The sequence below is a fragment of the Stutzerimonas tarimensis genome (genome assembly GCF_042648805.1).
GTDB lineage: Bacteria > Pseudomonadota > Gammaproteobacteria > Pseudomonadales > Pseudomonadaceae > Azomonas > Azomonas tarimensis.
Window position 1 is genome coordinate 26,479 of sequence record NZ_JBHRXZ010000005.1, and the last position, 18,483, is coordinate 44,961.

The 18,483-nt window shown below is 61.6% G+C and carries 20 protein-coding genes and 1 tRNA gene; 9 read left to right on the top strand and 12 right to left on the bottom strand.

Annotated elements, in window-relative coordinates; genetic code table 11:
* Nucleotides 1-72 precede the first annotated feature (72 nt).
* A complete protein-coding gene (gene cspD / locus ACFOMF_RS02985) occupies nucleotides 73-333 on the bottom strand; it encodes a cold shock domain-containing protein CspD (protein WP_386361064.1) in 261 nt (86 codons plus the stop codon).
* A gap of 228 nt (nucleotides 334-561) precedes the next feature.
* On the opposite strand from cspD, the gene clpS reads away from it, so the two are divergent.
* Both clpS and clpA read left to right on the top strand, forming a co-directional pair.
* Nucleotides 562-924 carry an ATP-dependent Clp protease adapter ClpS gene (gene clpS, locus ACFOMF_RS02990; RefSeq protein ID WP_386361066.1) on the top strand — a complete coding sequence of 121 codons (363 nt, stop codon included), beginning with the start codon at nucleotides 562-564 and terminating at the stop codon, nucleotides 922-924.
* A 30-nt stretch (nucleotides 925-954) separates the two neighbouring features.
* Entirely contained in the window at nucleotides 955-3,225 is a 2,271-nt protein-coding gene (gene clpA, locus ACFOMF_RS02995; protein WP_386361068.1) for an ATP-dependent Clp protease ATP-binding subunit ClpA, read from the top strand.
* A gap of 57 nt (nucleotides 3,226-3,282) precedes the next feature.
* Here the strand turns inward: clpA and infA are convergent, their stop codons facing one another.
* The 4 genes from infA to trxB form a co-directional block, all read right to left on the bottom strand.
* A complete protein-coding gene (gene infA, locus ACFOMF_RS03000; protein ID WP_002553999.1) occupies nucleotides 3,283-3,501 on the bottom strand; it encodes a translation initiation factor IF-1 in 219 nt (72 codons plus the stop codon).
* 95 nt (nucleotides 3,502-3,596) lie between these two features.
* Complete coding sequence (locus ACFOMF_RS03005) at nucleotides 3,597-4,304, bottom strand: arginyltransferase (RefSeq protein ID WP_386361126.1); 708 nt, start codon at nucleotides 4,302-4,304, stop codon at nucleotides 3,597-3,599.
* Nucleotides 4,305-4,398: 94 nt separating this feature from the next.
* Complete coding sequence (gene aat, locus ACFOMF_RS03010) at nucleotides 4,399-5,115, bottom strand: leucyl/phenylalanyl-tRNA--protein transferase (RefSeq protein ID WP_386361128.1); 717 nt, start codon at nucleotides 5,113-5,115, stop codon at nucleotides 4,399-4,401.
* Between the two features lie 35 nt (nucleotides 5,116-5,150).
* On the bottom strand, nucleotides 5,151-6,098 hold the full coding sequence (gene trxB / locus ACFOMF_RS03015; RefSeq protein WP_386361130.1) for a thioredoxin-disulfide reductase: 948 nt from the start codon (nucleotides 6,096-6,098) through the stop codon (nucleotides 5,151-5,153).
* Nucleotides 6,099-6,245: 147 nt separating this feature from the next.
* Here trxB and ACFOMF_RS03020 point away from each other — a divergent pair, with 147 nt between their 5' ends.
* The 6 genes from ACFOMF_RS03020 (at nucleotide 6,246) to cysG (ending at nucleotide 13,992) form a co-directional block, all read left to right on the top strand.
* The gene (locus ACFOMF_RS03020) at nucleotides 6,246-8,699 is read left to right on the top strand and encodes a DNA translocase FtsK (RefSeq protein ID WP_386361132.1); all 2,454 of its coding nucleotides are present in this window, start codon (nucleotides 6,246-6,248) and stop codon (nucleotides 8,697-8,699) included.
* A gap of 17 nt (nucleotides 8,700-8,716) precedes the next feature.
* Nucleotides 8,717-9,343, top strand: coding sequence for an outer membrane lipoprotein chaperone LolA (gene lolA / locus ACFOMF_RS03025; protein WP_386361134.1), 627 nt, complete (start codon nucleotides 8,717-8,719; stop codon nucleotides 9,341-9,343).
* A 31-nt stretch (nucleotides 9,344-9,374) separates the two neighbouring features.
* Nucleotides 9,375-10,697 carry a replication-associated recombination protein A gene (locus ACFOMF_RS03030; RefSeq protein WP_386361136.1) on the top strand — a complete coding sequence of 441 codons (1,323 nt, stop codon included), beginning with the start codon at nucleotides 9,375-9,377 and terminating at the stop codon, nucleotides 10,695-10,697.
* Complete coding sequence (gene crcB, locus ACFOMF_RS03035; RefSeq protein ID WP_386361237.1) at nucleotides 10,697-11,071, top strand: fluoride efflux transporter CrcB; 375 nt, start codon at nucleotides 10,697-10,699, stop codon at nucleotides 11,069-11,071. The genes ACFOMF_RS03030 and crcB overlap by 1 nt, the downstream gene beginning before the upstream one ends.
* Nucleotides 11,072-11,143: 72 nt before the next feature.
* Nucleotides 11,144-12,424, top strand: a complete 1,281-nt coding sequence (gene serS, locus ACFOMF_RS03040; RefSeq protein WP_386361138.1) for a serine--tRNA ligase — start codon at nucleotides 11,144-11,146, stop codon at nucleotides 12,422-12,424.
* A gap of 173 nt (nucleotides 12,425-12,597) precedes the next feature.
* Nucleotides 12,598-13,992: a siroheme synthase CysG gene (cysG, locus tag ACFOMF_RS03045; protein WP_386361140.1), complete on the top strand. Its 1,395-nt coding sequence runs from the start codon at nucleotides 12,598-12,600 to the stop codon at nucleotides 13,990-13,992.
* Between the two features lie 3 nt (nucleotides 13,993-13,995).
* Here the strand turns inward: cysG and ACFOMF_RS03050 are convergent, their stop codons facing one another.
* The 7 genes from ACFOMF_RS03050 to ACFOMF_RS03080 form a co-directional block, all read right to left on the bottom strand.
* On the bottom strand, nucleotides 13,996-14,994 hold the full coding sequence (locus ACFOMF_RS03050; protein ID WP_386361141.1) for a glutathione S-transferase family protein: 999 nt from the start codon (nucleotides 14,992-14,994) through the stop codon (nucleotides 13,996-13,998).
* Between the two features lie 96 nt (nucleotides 14,995-15,090).
* On the bottom strand, nucleotides 15,091-16,065 hold the full coding sequence (locus ACFOMF_RS03055) for a glycosyl transferase family protein (protein ID WP_386361143.1): 975 nt from the start codon (nucleotides 16,063-16,065) through the stop codon (nucleotides 15,091-15,093).
* Nucleotides 16,062-16,397 (bottom strand): TusE/DsrC/DsvC family sulfur relay protein, encoded by a 336-nt coding sequence (locus tag ACFOMF_RS03060; RefSeq protein WP_386361145.1) that lies wholly within the window; start codon nucleotides 16,395-16,397, stop codon nucleotides 16,062-16,064. Before ACFOMF_RS03060 ends, ACFOMF_RS03055 begins: the two co-directional genes overlap by 4 nt.
* The gene (gene tusB, locus ACFOMF_RS03065) at nucleotides 16,394-16,696 is read right to left on the bottom strand and encodes a sulfurtransferase complex subunit TusB (protein ID WP_386361147.1); all 303 of its coding nucleotides are present in this window, start codon (nucleotides 16,694-16,696) and stop codon (nucleotides 16,394-16,396) included. Before tusB ends, ACFOMF_RS03060 begins: the two co-directional genes overlap by 4 nt.
* A complete protein-coding gene (tusC, locus tag ACFOMF_RS03070; protein ID WP_386361149.1) occupies nucleotides 16,696-17,055 on the bottom strand; it encodes a sulfurtransferase complex subunit TusC in 360 nt (119 codons plus the stop codon). The genes tusB and tusC overlap by 1 nt, the downstream gene beginning before the upstream one ends.
* Nucleotides 17,055-17,447 carry a sulfurtransferase complex subunit TusD gene (tusD, locus tag ACFOMF_RS03075; RefSeq protein ID WP_386361151.1) on the bottom strand — a complete coding sequence of 131 codons (393 nt, stop codon included), beginning with the start codon at nucleotides 17,445-17,447 and terminating at the stop codon, nucleotides 17,055-17,057. Before tusD ends, tusC begins: the two co-directional genes overlap by 1 nt.
* Before the next feature lie 102 nt (nucleotides 17,448-17,549).
* Nucleotides 17,550-18,218, bottom strand: a complete 669-nt coding sequence (locus ACFOMF_RS03080) for a Bax inhibitor-1/YccA family protein (RefSeq protein WP_386361153.1) — start codon at nucleotides 18,216-18,218, stop codon at nucleotides 17,550-17,552.
* Between the two features lie 157 nt (nucleotides 18,219-18,375).
* Between ACFOMF_RS03080 and ACFOMF_RS03085 the strand changes: the two genes are divergently transcribed.
* Nucleotides 18,376-18,463, top strand: a tRNA-Ser gene (locus ACFOMF_RS03085).
* Nucleotides 18,464-18,483: the final 20 nt, after the last annotated feature.

Genomic DNA, 18,483 nt, shown 5'->3' on the forward strand with positions numbered 1-18,483 from the left:
ATCGACTCGACTGAAGCCGAAGAGGATCCCGGGTGGCGCCGCCTGAACGAGCCTATGCCTTTTGCCAGCGGCTCAGACGTCTACAGCACTTCGCTCTGCCACCGGAGCAGCCGGTGCTTCCACCGGAATCTCGGCTGGGCGGATATTGGTTGCGTGCAGGCCCTTGGGACCTTGCAGTATATCGAACATGACCGGTTGCCCCGCCTTGAGCGTCCGGTATCCATCCATCTGAATCGCCGAGTAGTGGGCGAACAGGTCCTCATCGCCGCCGTCTGCTACGATGAACCCGTAACCTTTAGCGTTGTTGAACCACTTGACCTTACCGCTAAGCATGCTGTTTTCCCTCTGCAAAGACCCCAACGCTGGAGTACCATCCACTACAAATAGATTGGATACGCAATCTGTTGCCGTTTGACGCAAACGCGTCCCGCGGGTGCCACGAGCTGTTTCTTTGTTTGTAACATTGTTTTTCGCATAGTCAAGGCACCTCATCGGATAGCTGTGCGGACCTATGGATTAACATGCGGCAACAACGCGCCGGAACTGACAAAGCTGAACCTAATGTATCTACATACTCCGATTCGTCTAACATCTGATCAGGATCGCCCTGGCTACGGCGAGGATGATGGCTCCGGGCTAGCAGTACAGGAGTCGAAACCGGAACTTAAGGCACCTCCGCGCTATCGTGTTGTCATGTTCAATGATGACTACACGCCAATGGATTTCGTGATAGAGGTGCTTGAAGGAATCTTCAACCACAACCGGGAAACGGCGACAAAGATCATGTTGACCGTCCACACGCAGGGAAAGGCGGTTTGTGGTGTCTTCACTCGTGACGTCGCTGAGACCAAGGCCTCCCAGGTGAATCAGTACGCGAGGGAGTGTCACCACCCGCTTCTCTGCGAGATCGAAAAAGACGGTTGACCCGACTGCTTGGGTTAAGAGGTGAAAGCTATGTTGAACCGTGAGCTCGAAGTCACCCTGAATCTGGCTTTCAAAGAGGCACGTACCAAGCGCCATGAATTCATGACGGTTGAACACCTCCTGTTGGCCTTGCTCGACAATGAAGCGGCTGCGACGGTTCTGCGCGCCTGTGGCGCTAGTCTGGACAAGTTGCGCCATGATCTTCAGGAGTTCATCGACTCCACCACCCCTCTCATCCCGCAGCACGATGAAGAACGCGAAACCCAGCCGACGCTGGGCTTCCAGCGCGTTCTGCAGCGAGCCGTGTTCCATGTGCAGAGTTCTGGCAAGCGGGAGGTCACCGGCGCCAACGTTCTGGTCGCCATCTTCAGCGAGCAGGAAAGCCAGGCGGTGTTCCTCCTCAAGCAGCAGAACGTCGCGCGTATCGATGTCGTCAACTACATCGCCCACGGGATTTCCAAGGTGCCGGGCCAATCCGCGGGCGCCGAGAGCGAGTCCGAGATGCAGGATGAGGAAAGCACTGAGGTATCGTCGTCCGGCCAGCCACTCGACGCCTATGCCAGCAACCTCAACGAGCAAGCCAGGCAAGGGCGCATCGACCCGCTGGTGGGGCGCGAACATGAAGTCGAGCGCGTCACCCAGATTCTCGCTCGCCGTCGCAAGAACAATCCCCTGCTGGTGGGCGAAGCCGGTGTTGGCAAGACCGCGATCGCCGAAGGCCTGGCCAAGCGAATCGTCGACCGCCAGGTGCCTGACCTGCTGTCCGACAGCGTCGTCTATTCGCTGGACATGGGTGCCCTGCTCGCCGGTACCAAATACCGTGGCGATTTCGAGAAGCGCTTCAAGGCCCTGCTCAATGAGCTGCGCAAGCGGCCGCATGCGATCCTGTTCATCGACGAGATTCATACCATCATTGGTGCTGGCGCGGCTTCCGGCGGGGTAATGGATGCCTCCAACCTCCTCAAGCCCTTGCTTTCTTCCGGCGAGATCCGCTGTATCGGTTCGACCACCTTCCAGGAATTCCGTGGAATTTTCGAGAAGGACCGCGCACTGGCAAGGCGCTTCCAGAAGGTCGACGTCGTCGAGCCTTCCGTGGAAGACACCATTGGTATCCTGAAAGGCCTCAAATCCCGCTTCGAGCAACACCACGAGATCGAGTACAGCGATGAGGCGTTGCGTGCCGCCGCTGAGCTGGCCTCCCGCTACATCAATGACCGGCACATGCCGGACAAGGCCATCGACGTGATCGATGAGGCCGGGGCCTTCCAGCGCCTGTTGCCGACCGAGCAGCGCGTGAAGACTATCGACGTGCCCGAGGTCGAGGACATCGTGGCCAAGATCGCACGGATTCCGCCCAAGCATGTAAGCACCTCGGACAAGGAACTGCTGCGCAACCTCGAGCGCGACCTCAAGCTGACGGTGTTCGGTCAGGACGAGGCCATCGACTCGCTGTCCACTGCGATCAAGCTGTCACGTGCCGGTCTCAAGGCGCCCGACAAGCCGGTTGGCTCCTTCCTGTTTTCCGGCCCTACCGGCGTCGGCAAGACCGAGGCTGCACGGCAACTGGCGAAATCCCTGGGTGTGGAGCTCATTCGCTTCGACATGTCCGAATACATGGAACGCCATACGGTGTCGCGCCTTATCGGTGCGCCACCGGGGTATGTGGGCTTCGACCAGGGTGGGCTGCTGACCGAGGCGATCACCAAGACGCCGCACTGCGTCCTGCTGCTGGATGAGATCGAGAAGGCACACCCGGAAGTCTTCAACCTGCTGCTGCAGGTGATGGACCATGGCACCCTGACCGACAACAACGGGCGCAAGGCGGACTTCCGCAGCGTGATCCTCATCCTCACCACCAATGCTGGCGCCGAAACCGCCGCGCGGGCATCCATCGGCTTCACCCAGCAGGATCACACCACCGATGCCAAGGAAGTGATCAAGAAGAGCTTCACGCCCGAGTTCCGCAATCGCCTGGATGCGATCATCCAGTTCGGCCGCTTGAGCCATGAAGTGATCAAGAGCATCGTCGACAAGTTTCTCATCGAGCTGCAGGCGCAACTCGAGGACAAGCACGTCACGCTCGAAGTCACCGAGGCAGCGCGCGGCTGGCTGGCTGAGCGCGGCTACGATGTCCAGATGGGCGCTCGGCCGATGGCCCGCCTCATCCAGGACAAGATCAAGCGGCCCTTGGCAGAGGAAATCCTGTTCGGGGAACTGGCCGAGCACGGCGGCATCGTCCATATAGACGTCAGTGGCGATGACCTGGTGTTCGACTTCGAGATCATGGCAGAACTCGCCTGACCCCGGCGCTGGAACCAAAAAAGCCCGGCATTGCCGGGCTTTTTCTTGCGCTGGCGATCAGCGGGCGCGGTAGGTGATGCGCCCCTTGCTCAAGTCATAAGGGGTCAGCTCCACGCGGACCTTGTCGCCAGTGAGAATCCGGATGTAATTCTTGCGCATCTTCCCAGAGATATGCGCGGTAACGACGTGCCCGTTTTCCAACTCCACACGAAACATGGTGTTGGGCAGGGTGTCGACGACAGTACCTTCCATTTCGAAGCTGTCTTCTTTCGACATTCAATAAAGCCCTCGGTGTCTGATAAGTACCCGGGGTCACAAGCCCGGAAAAACGGCAAATATTTTGCCAGAAATGGGCTTTTTCGCCAAGGTCTTCAAGTCAGGCGCACCCAGCGTTGATTGACGAGCAGTTCGATGGGGCGGTATTCGGTCTTGTAATTCATCTTGCGACAGTTCTTGATCCAGTAGCCCAGGTACAGGGCCTGCAGGCCCAGGCGGGCCGCTTCCTCGATTTGCCAGAGAATGGCGAAGCGACCGAGGCTACGCCTTTCCTCGGCCGGATCGTAAAAGGTGTACACCGCCGACAGCCCATTGGACAGCACGTCGGACACGGCAATCGCCATGAGCTTGCGGCCCAGCCTGAATTCGTAGAAGTAGCTGAAGGGGAGCTCGCGGACGAGGAAGGTATTGAATTGATCACGGCTCGGCGGATACATGTCGCCATCGGCATGCCGGGTTTCGATATAGCTGGAGTAGAGACTGTAGTATTCCTCGGTGAAAACAGGCTTGATCGCCCGGACCGTGAGGTCTGTGTTGCGCTTGATGATCCGCTTCTGCTGCCGGCTCAGCGTCATGCCGGTGCTTGGTATGCGCGCAGGGATGCAAGCTGTGCATTTCTGGCAATGGGGCCGGTAGAGGTGGTCCCCGCTGCGGCGAAAGCCTATCTCGGAGAGGTCCGCATAGACCTTTCCGTCCATCGGCTGGCTCGGATCCAGAAAAAGTGTCGTGGCCTGTTCGTCAGGCAGGTAGCTGCAAGCATGCGGCTGAGTCGCGTAAAACTTAAGACGAGCCAGTGATGTCATGATCATCCCTCAGGCTTTTGACGCAGTGTAGGACAGCTGCCGGTGAACGACCAGAGAGCCCGGCCGCTCCTGTTCCGACAAGCTGCTGCCGCATTCATCCCGGCGCGGCGAATCGATCGGAGGCGGTCATCCCCTCGAACCAGATCGTGCTGTCAGCCGCGCCAAGATGCTCTCGCAGAGCCTGCGCAAAGGCCTCGCGTGGAATCGGCCGGGCCCCGAGGCTGGCCAGATGTTCAGTATGCATCTGGCAGTCAACGAGCACGAAAGCCCGGTCGCGAAGATGCTCGACCAAGGCGACGAAACCAACCTTGGAAGCGTCGTTGGCTCGACTGAACATGGACTCGCCAAAGAACAGGCGGCCCATCGCGAGGCCGTACAGGCCACCGACCAGCTCATCCTCCTGCCAGACCTCCACCGAATGGGCGATGCCGAGCCCATGCAGATCCAGGTAGGCCTGCTGCATGGCGCTGGTGATCCAGGTGCCGTCGGTGTAGTCCCTTGGCCCCGCGCAGCCCTGCACGACCCGATCGAAGCAGGTATCGAAGGTCACGCGATAGGCCTGCTGGCGGATGCGCTTGCGCAGGCTGCGGGAAACGTGCAGCTCTTCGGGGAAGAGCACCATGCGAGGGTCGGGTGACCACCAGAGCAGCGGCTGCCCCTCCTGGTACCAGGGAAAGCAGCCATGCCGATAGGCGGCCTGAAGTCGCTCGGCGGATAAGTCGCCACCTGCGGCGAGCAGGCCGTTGGGTTCCCGCATGGCCCTGTCGAGCGGGGGGAAGGCCAGATCGTCGCGTTGCAGCCAGGTCAGCATGTGAGCAGCCAGAGAGGGCGCATGGCGCCCCCAGATCAGAGGTCGAGGTATTTCTCGGCGTCCAGCGCCGCCATGCAGCCTGCGCCAGCCGAGGTGATTGCCTGGCGGTAGACGTGATCGGCCACGTCGCCGGCAGCGAATACGCCGGGGATGTTGGTGCAGGTTGCGTCGCCTTCACCGCCTCCACGAATCTTCAGATAGCCATCCTTCATGTCCAGCTGGCCAACGAACAGGTCGGTGTTGGGTTTGTGGCCAATGGCGATGAACACGCCCATGAGGTCAAGGCGGCTTTCCTCGCCGGTGAGGGTGCTCTTCAGGCGCACCCCGGTAACGCCGGAAGGATCGCCTAGCACTTCTTCGAGGGTGTGGTTCCAATGCAGGCGAATATTGCCAGTTTCCGCCTTCTCGAAAATCTTGTCCTGGAGAATCTTTTCCGACCGCAGCTTGTCGCGGCGGTGGATCAGATGTACTTCCTTGGCGATGTTCGACAGGTACAGCGCCTCTTCGACCGCAGTGTTGCCGCCGCCGATGACCGCAACGACCTGGTTGCGATAGAAGAAGCCGTCACAGGTGGCGCAAGCGGAGACGCCCCGCCCGGCAAAGGCCTCTTCGGAGGGCAGCCCGAGGTACTGAGCGGAGGCCCCGGTGGCGATGATCAGCGCATCGCAGGTGTAGGTGCCGCTGTCACCCTTGAGGGTGAACGGGCGCTGCTGCAATTGTGCGGTATGAATGTGGTCGTAGATGATCTCGGTATCGAAGCGCTCGGCATGTTTCTGCATGCGCTCCATCAGGATCGGACCGGTGAGGCCGTGGGGGTCGCCGGGCCAGTTGTCGACTTCGGTCGTCGTGGTGAGCTGGCCGCCTGGCTGGATGCCGGTGATGATCACAGGCTTGAGATTGGCTCGTGCGGCATACACGGCTGCGGAGTAACCGGCCGGGCCAGAGCCGAGGATGATCAGCCTGGAATGCTTGACTTCACTCATAAAAAGCCCTCATAAGTCCTTGTTGCCAATAGATAAGCGTGCTGCAATCGAACGTAGCCAGAAAAACGATTCGATATGCTACACCGAAGCAAGACAAAGCCCTAGCTACGGGGTAAACCACTGACGTTGGGTCGTCGACGCCGTACAATGCGTGGTCGTGATTGCAGATTGGATAGCGCCAGTCGGCGCGGGAAGCAAAGCGTTTTGAAAAAATCTACCTCGACGGTGCCGACCCTGGACTGGCGACAGCAGGCCCAGTACCGATTGAAAGAAGCCGGCCTGATCGCGGTTGGTGCCTTGTGCCTGATCGTCTGGATGGCCCTGCTCACCTACGATCCGGCCGATCCGGGCTGGACCCATACCAGCAGCACGCAACAGGTCCACAATGCGGCGGGCAGGGCAGGCGCCTGGCTGGCCGACATCCTGTTCATGGTGCTGGGCTATTTCGCCTACCTCTTTCCGTTATTGCTCGGGCTCAAGGCCTGGCAGATCTTTCGCGCGCGCCATCTGCCCTGGCAGTGGAACGGTTGGCTGTTCTCCTGGCGTAGCGTAGGCCTGGTGGTACTGGTGCTTTCAGGGGCGGCCCTGGCTGATATCCACTTCAGTGCGGCTGAGCATATGCCTGCTTCGGCGGGTGGAATGCTGGGGACCAGCCTTGGGCAGCTCGCCGAAAGTGCCTTGAACATCCAGGGCAGCACGCTGTTGTTCATCGCCCTGTTTCTGTTCGGGCTGACGGCATTCACCGATCTGTCCTGGTTCAAGGTCATGGACGTGACGGGCAAGATCGTCATGGATCTGGCCGAGCTGATCCAGACTGCCGTCAATCGCTGGTGGCTGTCGCGCGCCGAGCGTCGTGAGATCAACACACAGCTGCGCATGGCCGAAGATGTGGCAGCTCCGGTCACTCCGGATCGTCGTGAGCGGGAAAAGGTCAAGAAGCGCGTCATCGAGCGCGAGGAAGCCCTGGTCAAGCACATGTCGGAGCGCGAACAGCATCCGGCTGTGGTGATCGCGCGCCCGGCTCCGCCACGCGCGAGCGATATCAGCAAGCGGGTCCAAAAGGAAAAGCAGGCCCCGCTGCTCGTCGACAGCGCCATCGAAGGCAGTCTGCCACCCATCTCGCTGCTGGACGTGGCCGAGAAGCAGCAGAAACAGTATTCCCCCGAATCGCTCGAGGCCATGTCCAGGCTGCTTGAAATCAAGCTCAAGGAGTTTGGCGTCGAAGTGTTGGTGGAGACGGTTCACCCGGGGCCCGTGATCACCCGTTTCGAGATCCAGCCCGCCGCCGGGGTCAAGGTCAGCCGCATATCCAACCTGGCCAAGGACCTGGCGCGCTCATTGGCGGTCATCAGCGTGCGGGTCGTCGAGGTGATTCCCGGCAAGACCACGGTGGGCATCGAGATCCCCAACGAGGATCGCCAGATCGTGCGGTTTTCCGAAGTGCTTTCTTCGACCGCCTACGACGAGGCGAAATCGCCGGCGACCATGGCGCTGGGTCACGATATCGGCGGCAAGCCGGTCATTGCCGACCTGGCCAAGATGCCGCACCTGCTGGTGGCAGGCACCACCGGTTCGGGCAAGTCGGTAGGCGTCAATGCGATGATCCTGTCGATCCTGTTCAAGTCCACGCCGGATGAGGCGAGACTGATCATGATCGACCCGAAGATGCTGGAGCTTTCGATCTACGAGGGCATCCCCCATCTACTCTGCCCGGTGGTGACCGACATGAAGGAGGCCGCCAATGCCTTGCGCTGGAGCGTCGCCGAGATGGAGCGGCGCTACCGGCTCATGGCTGCCATGGGTGTACGCAACCTGGCGGGGTTCAACCGCAAGGTCAAGGAGGCGGAGGAGGCGGGCGAGCCGCTGACCGACCCGCTGTACCGCCGCGAGAGCATGGAGGACGAGGCGCCACTGCTGAAGACCCTGCCTACCATCATCGTCATCGTCGACGAATTCGCCGACATGATGATGATCGTCGGCAAGAAGGTCGAAGAGCTGATCGCGCGAATCGCGCAGAAGGCGCGGGCGGCCGGCATCCATTTGATCCTTGCCACGCAGCGCCCGTCGGTGGACGTGATCACCGGTCTGATCAAGGCCAACATCCCCACGCGGATCGCCTTCCAGGTCTCGAGCAAGATCGACTCGCGGACCATTCTCGACCAGGGCGGTGCGGAACAGCTGCTCGGCCATGGCGACATGCTCTATCTCCCGCCAGGCACGGGGCTTCCCATTCGCGTGCATGGCGCCTTCGTTTCCGACGAGGAAGTGCACCGCGTCGTAGAGGCATGGAAGGCACGTGGGGCGCCCGATTACATCGAAGAAATCCTGGTCGGGGTCGAGGAGTCCGGTAGCGGCTTCGACGGCGGCTCTTCAGGCGGCGAAGGGGGCGATGACGTCGAGGAGGACGCGCTTTACGACGAGGCGGTACGTTTTGTTACTGAAAGCCGTCGCGCTTCGATTTCTGCAGTACAACGCAAGCTCAAGATTGGCTATAACCGTGCTGCCAGGATGATCGAGTCCATGGAAATGGCCGGCGTCGTCTCGCCGATGAACACCAATGGCTCGCGCGAAGTGATCGCGCCGCCCCCAGTTCGCGATTGATTTTCGCAGAGGAATCCATGCGTCTGATCCGTTTGCTGGCCACTTCCGCCCTGTTGCTGGCTTCGACCCTGGGTCATGCCCAGCAACAGGCGTCCGTCCAGCGCCTTACCGAGTTGCTCGATCGCGCCGATACCCTGACCGCACGCTTCTCCCAGCTGTCGCTCGATGGCAGTGGCACCCAGCTTCAGGAGACCTCCGGCGAACTGGCCTTGCAGCGCCCTGGCCAATTTCGCTGGCACACCGATGAGCCGATGGAGCAATTGCTCGTCTCCAATGGCCAGAAGGTCTGGCTATACGACCCCGACCTCGAGCAGGTGACCATCCAGCAGCTCGACCAGCGGCTGACCCATACGCCTGCGCTGCTGCTATCCGGTGACGTGTCGAGCATCAGCGAGAACTTCAAGGTCAGCCACCAGGAGACCGGTGAGGTGGCCGACTTCGTGCTCACGCCCACGACCCGCGACACCCTGTTCGACAACCTGCGACTGACCTTTCGCAACGGCGTGATCAACGACATGCAACTGATCGACAGTATCGGCCAGCGGACCAATATCCTGTTCTTTGGCGTGACCTTGAACGAACCGCTCGATGCCTCGCTGTTCACCTTCGAGGTTCCAGCGGGCGTCGATGTCATCGCCGATTGATGCCTGCCGGCTGAGGCCAACGGAGGCCTGAATGGATCTGTTCAGCCGCGAACCCATCGCCCAGCCTCTCGCCGCGCGGTTACGTGCGTCTAACCTGGACGAGTACGTCGGCCAACAGCATCTGCTGGCCCGAGGCAAGCCGCTGCGCGAGGCACTGGAGCAGGGCGCCCTGCATTCGATGATCTTCTGGGGGCCGCCCGGCGTCGGCAAGACGACGCTGGCGCGGTTGCTGGCCAAGGTTTCGGACGCCCATTTCGAGACGGTCTCGGCCGTGCTCGCCGGGGTCAAGGAAATCCGCCAGGCCGTGGAAATCGCCCGGCAGCAGGCGGCGCAGTATGGCCGGCGTACCATCCTGTTCGTCGATGAGGTTCACCGTTTCAACAAATCCCAGCAGGACGCCTTCCTGCCCTATGTCGAAGACGGCACGCTGATCTTCATCGGCGCGACCACCGAAAACCCCTCCTTCGAGCTGAACAACGCGCTGCTTTCGCGAGCGCGCGTCTATGTCCTCAAGAGCCTTGACGAGGCGGCACTCCGACAGTTGGCCCAGCGCGCCCTGAGCGAGCCAAGGGGACTGGGGGAAATGAAGCTCAGTCTGCCCGACGACAGCTTCCATATGCTGCTGGCCGCGGCGGATGGCGATGGCCGCCGCCTGCTCAATCTGCTCGAAAACGCTGCGGACCTGGCCGAGGAGGGCGGCGAGATCGGCGTGGAACTGCTCAGCGACCTGCTTGGCGACGGTCGCCGTCGTTTCGACAAGGGTGGCGAAGCCTTCTATGACCAGATTTCCGCCTTGCACAAATCGGTACGCGGCTCTGATCCCGATGCGGCGCTCTACTGGTATGCGCGCATGCTCGACGGCGGCTGCGATCCGCTCTATATCGCGCGCCGGGTGGTGCGCATGGCCAGCGAGGACATCGGCAATGCCGACCCGCGAGCCCTGAGCCTGGCATTGAGCGCCTGGGACGTGCAGGAGCGGCTCGGCAGCCCGGAGGGCGAGCTGGCGGTGGCGCAAGCCATTGTCTATCTTGCCTGCGCGGCCAAGAGCAACGCAGTGTATAAGGCGTACAAGGCAGCGGTACGGGATGCGGCGGAGCAGGGTTCTCTCGAGGTTCCGCTGCATTTGCGCAACGCACCTACCAAGCTGATGAAGGAACTGGGCTACGGTCAGGAATACCGCTACGCCCACGACGAGCCGGGCGGCTATGCCGCGGGCGAGGACTATTTTCCGGAGAGCCTGACTCCGCGCCGCTACTACCACCCGGTGCCGCGCGGGCTGGAAGGCAAGATCAGCGAAAAGCTCGAGCATCTGCGAGCGCTCGATCGCGCAAGCGACTGGAAGCGCCGCGAATGATCCTGCGTACTCTGCTCGCGGTTGCGCTTGGCGGGCTGGTAGGCACCTTTCTCCGTTTCGGGCTGGGACTGTGGGTCGGCGCGCAATGGCCGCGCTACGCCTTTGTCGCGACGCTCCTGGTCAATCTCTCGGGATGTCTGGCGATCGGCTACGTACATGGGTACTTTCTGACCCGGCCGGAGTTGCCGGCAGAGCTGCGCACCGGACTGGTGATCGGCCTGCTCGGCGCACTCACCACCTTTTCCAGCTTCTCCCTGGACAGCCTGCGCTTGCTGGAAAATGGCCAGATCGGAACGGCGGCCGGCTACCTGGGTATCAGCCTGTTCGGTGGGCTCATGGCCACCTGGTTCGGACTTGGCCTGGCGAGAATGTGAAAGCCCGAGCCTTTCCAAGTAGACTTCGCAGTTTTCCATCCCCTTTCATGCTCATGAAGACGAGAACGCCCCATGCTTGATCAGAAACTGGTACGCGCCCAGCTGCAATCCGTGGCAGAGCGCCTGGCGACCCGCGGCTATCAACTGGACGTGGCGCGTATCGAGGCGCTGGAGTCGCAGCGCAAGGTCGTACAGACCCGCACCGAGCAGCTCCAGGCCGAGCGCAACGCGCGCTCCAAGAGTATCGGGCAGGCCAAGCAGCGCGGCGAAGACATCGCGCCGTTGCTGGCCGAAGTCGACCGCATGGGCTCGGAACTGGATTCTGGCAAGCAGGAACTCGAAGCCATCCAGCTCGAGCTCGATGCGATGCTGCTGAGCATTCCCAACCTGCCGCATGAGTCGGTTCCGGTCGGGAAGGACGAAGACGACAACCTTGAAGTGCGTCGCTGGGGAACGCCGCGGTCGTTCGACTTTCCGATCAAGGATCATGTCGCGCTGGGCGAACTCAACGGCTGGCTCGATTTCGAAACGGCCGCCAAGCTCTCCGGGGCCCGCTTTGCCTTGATGCGCGGGCCCATCGCTCGGCTGCATCGCGCGCTGGCCCAGTTCATGATCGATCTGCACAGCCGCGAACACGGTTACGAAGAGGCCTACACCCCCTATCTGGTACAGGCTCCGGCGCTGCAGGGGACCGGACAGTTGCCGAAGTTCGAGGAAGATCTGTTCAAGATCAGCCGTGAAAAGGAAGCGGATCTCTACCTTATCCCCACGGCGGAAGTCTCCCTGACCAACATCGTTGCCGGGGAAATCCTCGACGCCAAGGCGCTGCCGCTGAAGTTCGTCGCCCACACGCCCTGCTTCCGTAGCGAGGCGGGAGCCTCCGGTCGCGATACCCGCGGCATGATCCGGCAGCACCAGTTCGACAAGGTCGAGATGGTGCAGATCGTCGAGCCGGAAAAGTCGTTCGAAGCGCTGGAAGAACTCACCGCCAATGCCGAGCGAGTCCTGCAATTGCTCGAACTGCCCTATCGGGTACTTTCGCTCTGCACCGGCGACATGGGCTTTGGCGCGACCAAGACCTACGATCTGGAAGTCTGGGTTCCGAGCCAGGACAAGTACCGCGAGATTTCCTCGTGCTCCAACTGCGGCGACTTCCAGGCACGACGCATGCAAGCACGCTATCGCAACCCGGCGACCGGCAAGCCTGAGTTGCTGCACACCCTCAACGGCTCCGGCCTGGCAGTGGGTCGCACGCTTGTGGCTGTGCTGGAGAATAACCAGCAGGCCGACGGTACCGTCGTGGTCCCCGAAGTGCTCAAACCCTATATGGGTGGCATCGACGTCATCGGCTGATCTCCTGTCAGGACGCCTGAGGCGGGAGCGACAGGCAGGTTCCTGCCCACTGGGCTGGAAACGGACCGCTCCGCCTTGGGTCTAGAGGTGCTGCAGGACGTGCGCCGATGGCCTCTCGACTTACAGTTGGCTTGAAGCCTTCAGTCCACCGTCCCACTGATGGAGTCTGGCCCATGGATTACCTCCCGCTGTTTCACAACCTGAAAGGCCGTACCGTGCTCATTGTCGGCGGCGGCGAGGTGGCGCTGCGCAAGGCACGGCTGCTGGCGGATGCGGGCGCCGCATTGCGTGTGGTGGCACCGGACATCGATCCGGCGTTGGTCACGCTGGTGGAGCAGGGCGGGGGTGAATGCCAGTTGCGTGCTTACACCGGCACCGATCTTGCCGGAGTCGTGCTGGCCATCGCGGCCACCGACATCCGGACGCTCAACGCCGAGGTATCTCGAGACGCCCAGACGCTGAATATTCCGGTAAACGCCGTGGATGCGCCGGACCTGTGCAGCGTGATCTTTCCCGCTATCGTCGACCGCTCGCCCTTGATGGTGGCGGTATCCAGCGGCGGCGATGCGCCGGTGCTGGCGCGCCTGATTCGTGCACGCATAGAGACCTGGATTCCCGCGGCGTATGGCGGGCTCGCCGGGCTGGCGAAAAAATTCCGCAGCCAGGTCAAGGCCGCGCTGCCCGACGTACAGCAGCGGCGGGTTTTCTGGGAAGACGTTTTCCAGGGCAGCATCGCCGAGCGGGCCCTGGCCGGCCAGCAAGCGGAAGCCGAGCGCCTTCTGGCGGAAAAGCTCACCGGGGCCATGCCGGTCGCGCTCGGAGAAGTCTATCTGGTGGGCGCGGGACCGGGTGACCCGGATTTGCTCACCTTTCGCGCGCTGCGGCTGATGCAGCAGGCGGACGTGGTGCTTTACGATCGTCTGGTCGCGCCGGCGATCATCGAGCTGTGTCGCCGTGATGCCGAGCGCATCTACGTCGGCAAACGTCGTGCGGCCCATGCCTTGCCGCAGGAGCAGATCAACCAGCGGCTGGTCGATCTGGCCTTGGAAGGCAAGCGGGTACTTCGCCTGAAAGGGGGGGACCCCTTCATCTTTGGCCGGGGCGGGGAGGAGATCGAGGAGCTGGCGGCCCACGGCATCCCCTTCCAGGTCGTTCCCGGCATTACCGCTGCCAGCGGCTGCGCCGCCTACGCCGGGATACCGCTGACTCATCGTGACCACGCACAGTCCGTCCGCTTTGTCACCGGGCACCTGAAGGATGGCAGCTGTGACCTGCCCTGGACGGAACTCAGTGCGCCGGCGCAAACGCTGGTGTTCTACATGGGGCTGGTGGGCCTGCCTACCATCTGCCGACAGCTGATTGCCCACGGTCGCGACCCGGCCACCCCTGCGGCACTCGTCCAGCAGGGCACGACGCACAACCAGCGGGTCTTCAGTGGCACGCTTGCCGACTTGCCTGACCTGGTGGCGGTGCATGATGTGCAGGCGCCCACGCTATTCATCGTGGGCGAAGTGGTCAGCCTGCGCGCCAAGCTGGCCTGGTTCGAGGGCGACTCCGGCCAGTCCTGACAGTCAGCGACTCCAGATGCCGCTGCTGGGCAGCCGATCCCGGTTGTGCGGGGCATCCAGCTCCAGCGCTGGTCCCTTGGGCACGATGCCGTTGGCGTTGATGTTGCGATGACTGCTGTAGTAGTGGCCCTTGATGTGCTGCAAGTCCACCGTCTCGGCCACACCTGGCCACTGATAGAGCTCGCGCAACCAGCCTGAAAGGTTGTGGTAGTCCTTGATCCGCCTCAGGTTGCACTTGAAATGCCCGTAATAGACGGGGTCGAAGCGCAATACAGTGGTAAACAGACGCCAGTCGGCCTCTGTCAGGTACTCGCCGGTCAGGTAGCGCTGGGCGCTGAGCCGACGATCGAGCCAGTCCAGTTCGGTGAATACTTCGTCGAACGCCTGTTCGTAGGCTTCCTGGGAAGTGGCGAAGCCGGCGCGGTAGACACCATTGTTCACCGCCGGGTAGATGCGTGCATTCAACGCATCGATTTCGCCGCGTAGCGGTTCAGGGTAGAGATCGAGCCGGGACTCGGTCAATCCATCGAAGGCCGAGTTGAACATCCGAATGATCTCGGAGGACTCGTTGTTGACGATTCCCTGCTGCTTTCGATCCCAGAGTACGGGCACCGTCACGCGGCCGGTATAGCTTGGGTCGTCGGCGGTGTAGCGTTGGTAGAGGTACTGGAAGTCATCCAGGGCATCTCCGCTGGCTCCGCTGAGCTTGTCGAAGGTCCAGCCGTGCTCGGCCATGTACCAGCTGACCACCGAAACCCCGATGAGGTCGTCGAGCTGTTTGAGCTTGCGGTAGATCAGCGTGCGATGCGCCCAAGGACAGGCGAGGGAGACGTACAGGTGATATCGCCCGGGCTCTGCCTTGAAGCCCGCGTAACCGTCGGATCCAGGGGAGCCGTCTGCGGTCACCCAGTGGCGACGCTTGGCGGATTCGCGTTGGAAATGGCCGTCCCGGTCGTTTTCATACCATTGGTCATGCCATTTCCCATCAATCAGAAGCCCCATGCCTGTCCTCCTCTGTTTGGCTATCAGAGGGCAGTGTAGGGGCGTAGGTTCGCCTGATCGTGCAGAAGAACCGCTGCGACTGATCGGGCTGTTCGATCAATGGCGCTGAGACCACCAGGCCCGGGCAGTGGCCATCGCCTCCTCCCGCGGTTGGCCGAGGCCGCGCAGGGCGAGGGCCATGGTGCCGATCACCGCCAGTTCACCGTAAGCATCCTGCGCCTCGCCTTGCCACACCTCGAGCAGATGAGAAGGTTCCAGGGATTCGGGCTTGACATGGCGCTGAGCCGATAGCGCCGGCCAGTCCTCGTCCCAGGCTTGACCCTCGGCCGTACCGAAGAGGTGGTCGAGGGTATCGGGATTGACCTCCACCTCGCCACCTTCGCCCTTGATCACGATCGCGGTATCGCCCAACAGTCGGCTGGCTTCCCGGTGAATGGGTTGGTACCCCGGATGGAAAATGCTCTGCAACACGCACTGTGCTGCCAAGGGATTGAGCAGCCGGGCAAGGGAGTGGATCGGCGAGCGCAGCCCCAGGATGTTGCGCAGGTCGATCATCCGCTGTAGGCGCGGCATCCAGCTGCCAAGCGCGGTGAAGGCGATGTTGCCCTGTTGCAGCGACTGTTCGACCTGCAGCCAGTCGACGCAGACCGGAATCCCCAGCAGTTCCAGGTGATGTTCGGTATAGACCCTTCCAGCGGTATGGGCGCCGCCACCGTGCAGATGAATGCGCACGCCATTGGTGGCCAGGCATTTCGCCGCGAGCAGGTACCAGGGGTAGTGCCGCTTCTTGCCGGCATAGCTTGGCCAGTCGAGGTCAACGGCGATCGCCGGCGCCTGCAGTCGCTCCCGAACCGCTTCTGTGAACCCGGCCAGCTCCTCAGCGCTTTCTTCCTTGTGCCGCAGCAACATGAGAAAGGCGCCCAGCTGCGCCTCTTCGACACGACCGTCGAGGAGCATGCCCATCGCCTCCCGGGCTTCTTCACGAGTAAGGCTGCGCGCGCCCCGTTTGCCTTTTCCAAGAGTCCGGACGAAGACAGCGAACGGGTGTTCCTGAGGAGTCGTGACGGTCATATGCAATTACTCGGTTTAGGCAGACCGGCCAGCTTGGCGGCCAGCTTGGCGGGCGTACCCTTGAACAGGTGGTTGAGGTGGGCGCTGTTGCCTTTCTCGGGGCCCAGCTGCAGCGCGACATACTTGATCAGCGGTCGTGTCGCCGGCGACAGCTGGAACTCCTGATAGAACTGGCGGAGCAAGAGGATGATTTCCCAGTGCTCGGGTTCAAGGGTCAGACCCTCCCGCACGGCCAGGGCGGTTGTGGTGGCCTCGTCCCAGTCGTCCAGGTCGACGAGAAAGCCGTCCTTGTCCAGCGCCACGCGCCGATCCCGAATATGAAGGTCGCTCATAGCCAGCTGTTGGTCCGATCATAGCGACAGCAGAGTTCGACGAAGCCTGCATAGTCCACCGATTCGACCCGGGCGGGAAAGGCATTCAGCGCCCTGGCCTGGACATCTTCCTGCAGGCCGAAAACCCCTATCTCTGAGCCCAGACGCTCCAAGGCCTCACAAGCAGAGCTGCCCCCGCGCAACGCATTGCAGGCGTCACCGGTCAGCAGCAGGCCGTCGCCGGCCTTGAGAAGGCGCAGGCAACTCGCAAAGCGGTCATCGCCAAATGGCGAATGGGAAAGAATATGCAGCGTGGCCATCAGAGCGTCACCAGATGATCGTAGTCGTCGAGCAGTCTTGCAATTTCGTCATCAGCCAGCACCCTGACCGGCAATGGCAGCGCTCGCGGATCGAGGCCACGTTCAGCGAGGCTGCGTCCACAGGCAAACAACGCCTCTATACCAAACAGTGGAAGTGCCTGCAGATTGGCCGTCAGGTCTTTCTGTTGCAATGCCGCCGGCTGTTGACCGGGCGCCAGCTGGAACACGCCATCATCGAGGAACAGCAGGCCCAGCGGCAGATCGTAAGCGCCGCCGGCGAGCACGATATCCAGCGCCTCGCGTGCGCCAGGGCCCGACCAGGGGGACTGACGGCTGATGATCAGCATCGAATTCGGCATCAGTGGTCTCCAAAGCAGACGAGGCGGCCGGCGTTCTGCGCGGCTTCGTGCAATTGCCCAAGACCCGATAACTCCCAGCCTTCACCCAGGCTCGCGCCTGGCCTGCCATAGCGGCTCGCCTCTTGTTCATCGAGCACCCCACGCCTCAGTGCCGCGGCAATGCACACCACGCCATCCAACTGGTGACGAGCGATGAATTCGCGCCACTGGGCAGCCAGGTCCTGCTCATCCTGCGGCGCCACCTGATTCGCCGAAGCGCTGTACACCCCATCACCATAGAGAAACAGCCGGACGATCTCATGACCACCGGCCAGGGTCGCCTCGGCAAAGCGCAAGGCCCGTCGGGACGCGGGAGAGTAAGGTGGGCCGAACAAGGCGATCGTGAATTTCATGGGTCACCATCAAGCGAATGCCACTAATGATACGACAGCTCTGCCATGGGCATGGGCAACAAAAAGCCCGCCATACGGCGGGCCCTGTGCATCGATCAGCGATCAGTCGTTGCTGCTGGAAAGCCCCAGAAGCTGCAACAGGCTGATGAACAGGTTGTAGAGCGAAACGAACAGGCTGATGGTAGCCATGATGTAGTTGCGCTCGCCGCCGTGGATGATGGCGCTGGTCTGGTACAGGATCACCGCTGACGAGAACAGGACAAAGCCCGCACTGATCGCCATCTGCAGGCCGGGGATCTGGAAGAAGAAGCTCGCCAGCATGGCACCGATCAGAACAAAGAAACCCGCCATGATGAAGCCGCTGAGAAAGCTCATGTCCTTGCGGGTGGTCAGCACGTACGCCGACAAGCCGAAGAACACCAGCGCGGTCATCGACAACGCGGAAGCAATCAGCTGCCCACCGTTGGCCATGCCGAGATACATGTTGAGAATCGGCCCGAGGGTGTACCCCATGAAGCCAGTCAGGGCGAAGGTCGATGCCAGGCCCCAAATGGAATCCTTCAGCTTTGCCGTCAGAAAGAACAGGCCGTAGAAGCCGATCAGCACGACAAAGATGTTCGGGTAAGCCACGTTCATCTGCATGGACAGATAGGCAACGAGGCTGCTGAACGCCAGGGTCATGCCAAGCAGCCCATAGGTGTTGCGCAACACCTTGCTGACTTCGCGCTGTTCCACCTGCGCGTGATTGATCGAATATTGCTGCTCGTGCATGGCGACACTCCCGTGGATGAAAGCCGTTGACGATTCGACTAAAAATTCTAACAGACCGCACGCTACTACCTTACGAAGGAGTTTGACAGTGTATTTCGATCGGGTAGTATGGCGGCCGCCCGCGGCAAGCCATGCTTGAGTGCGGCTCCGCAATACAGGAAGCGTGGCCGAGTGGTTTAAGGCAGCGGTCTTGAAAACCGCCGACTCGCAAGGGTCCTAGAGTTCGAATCTCTACGCTTCCGCCATCTATTAGCCTGAAGGCCCC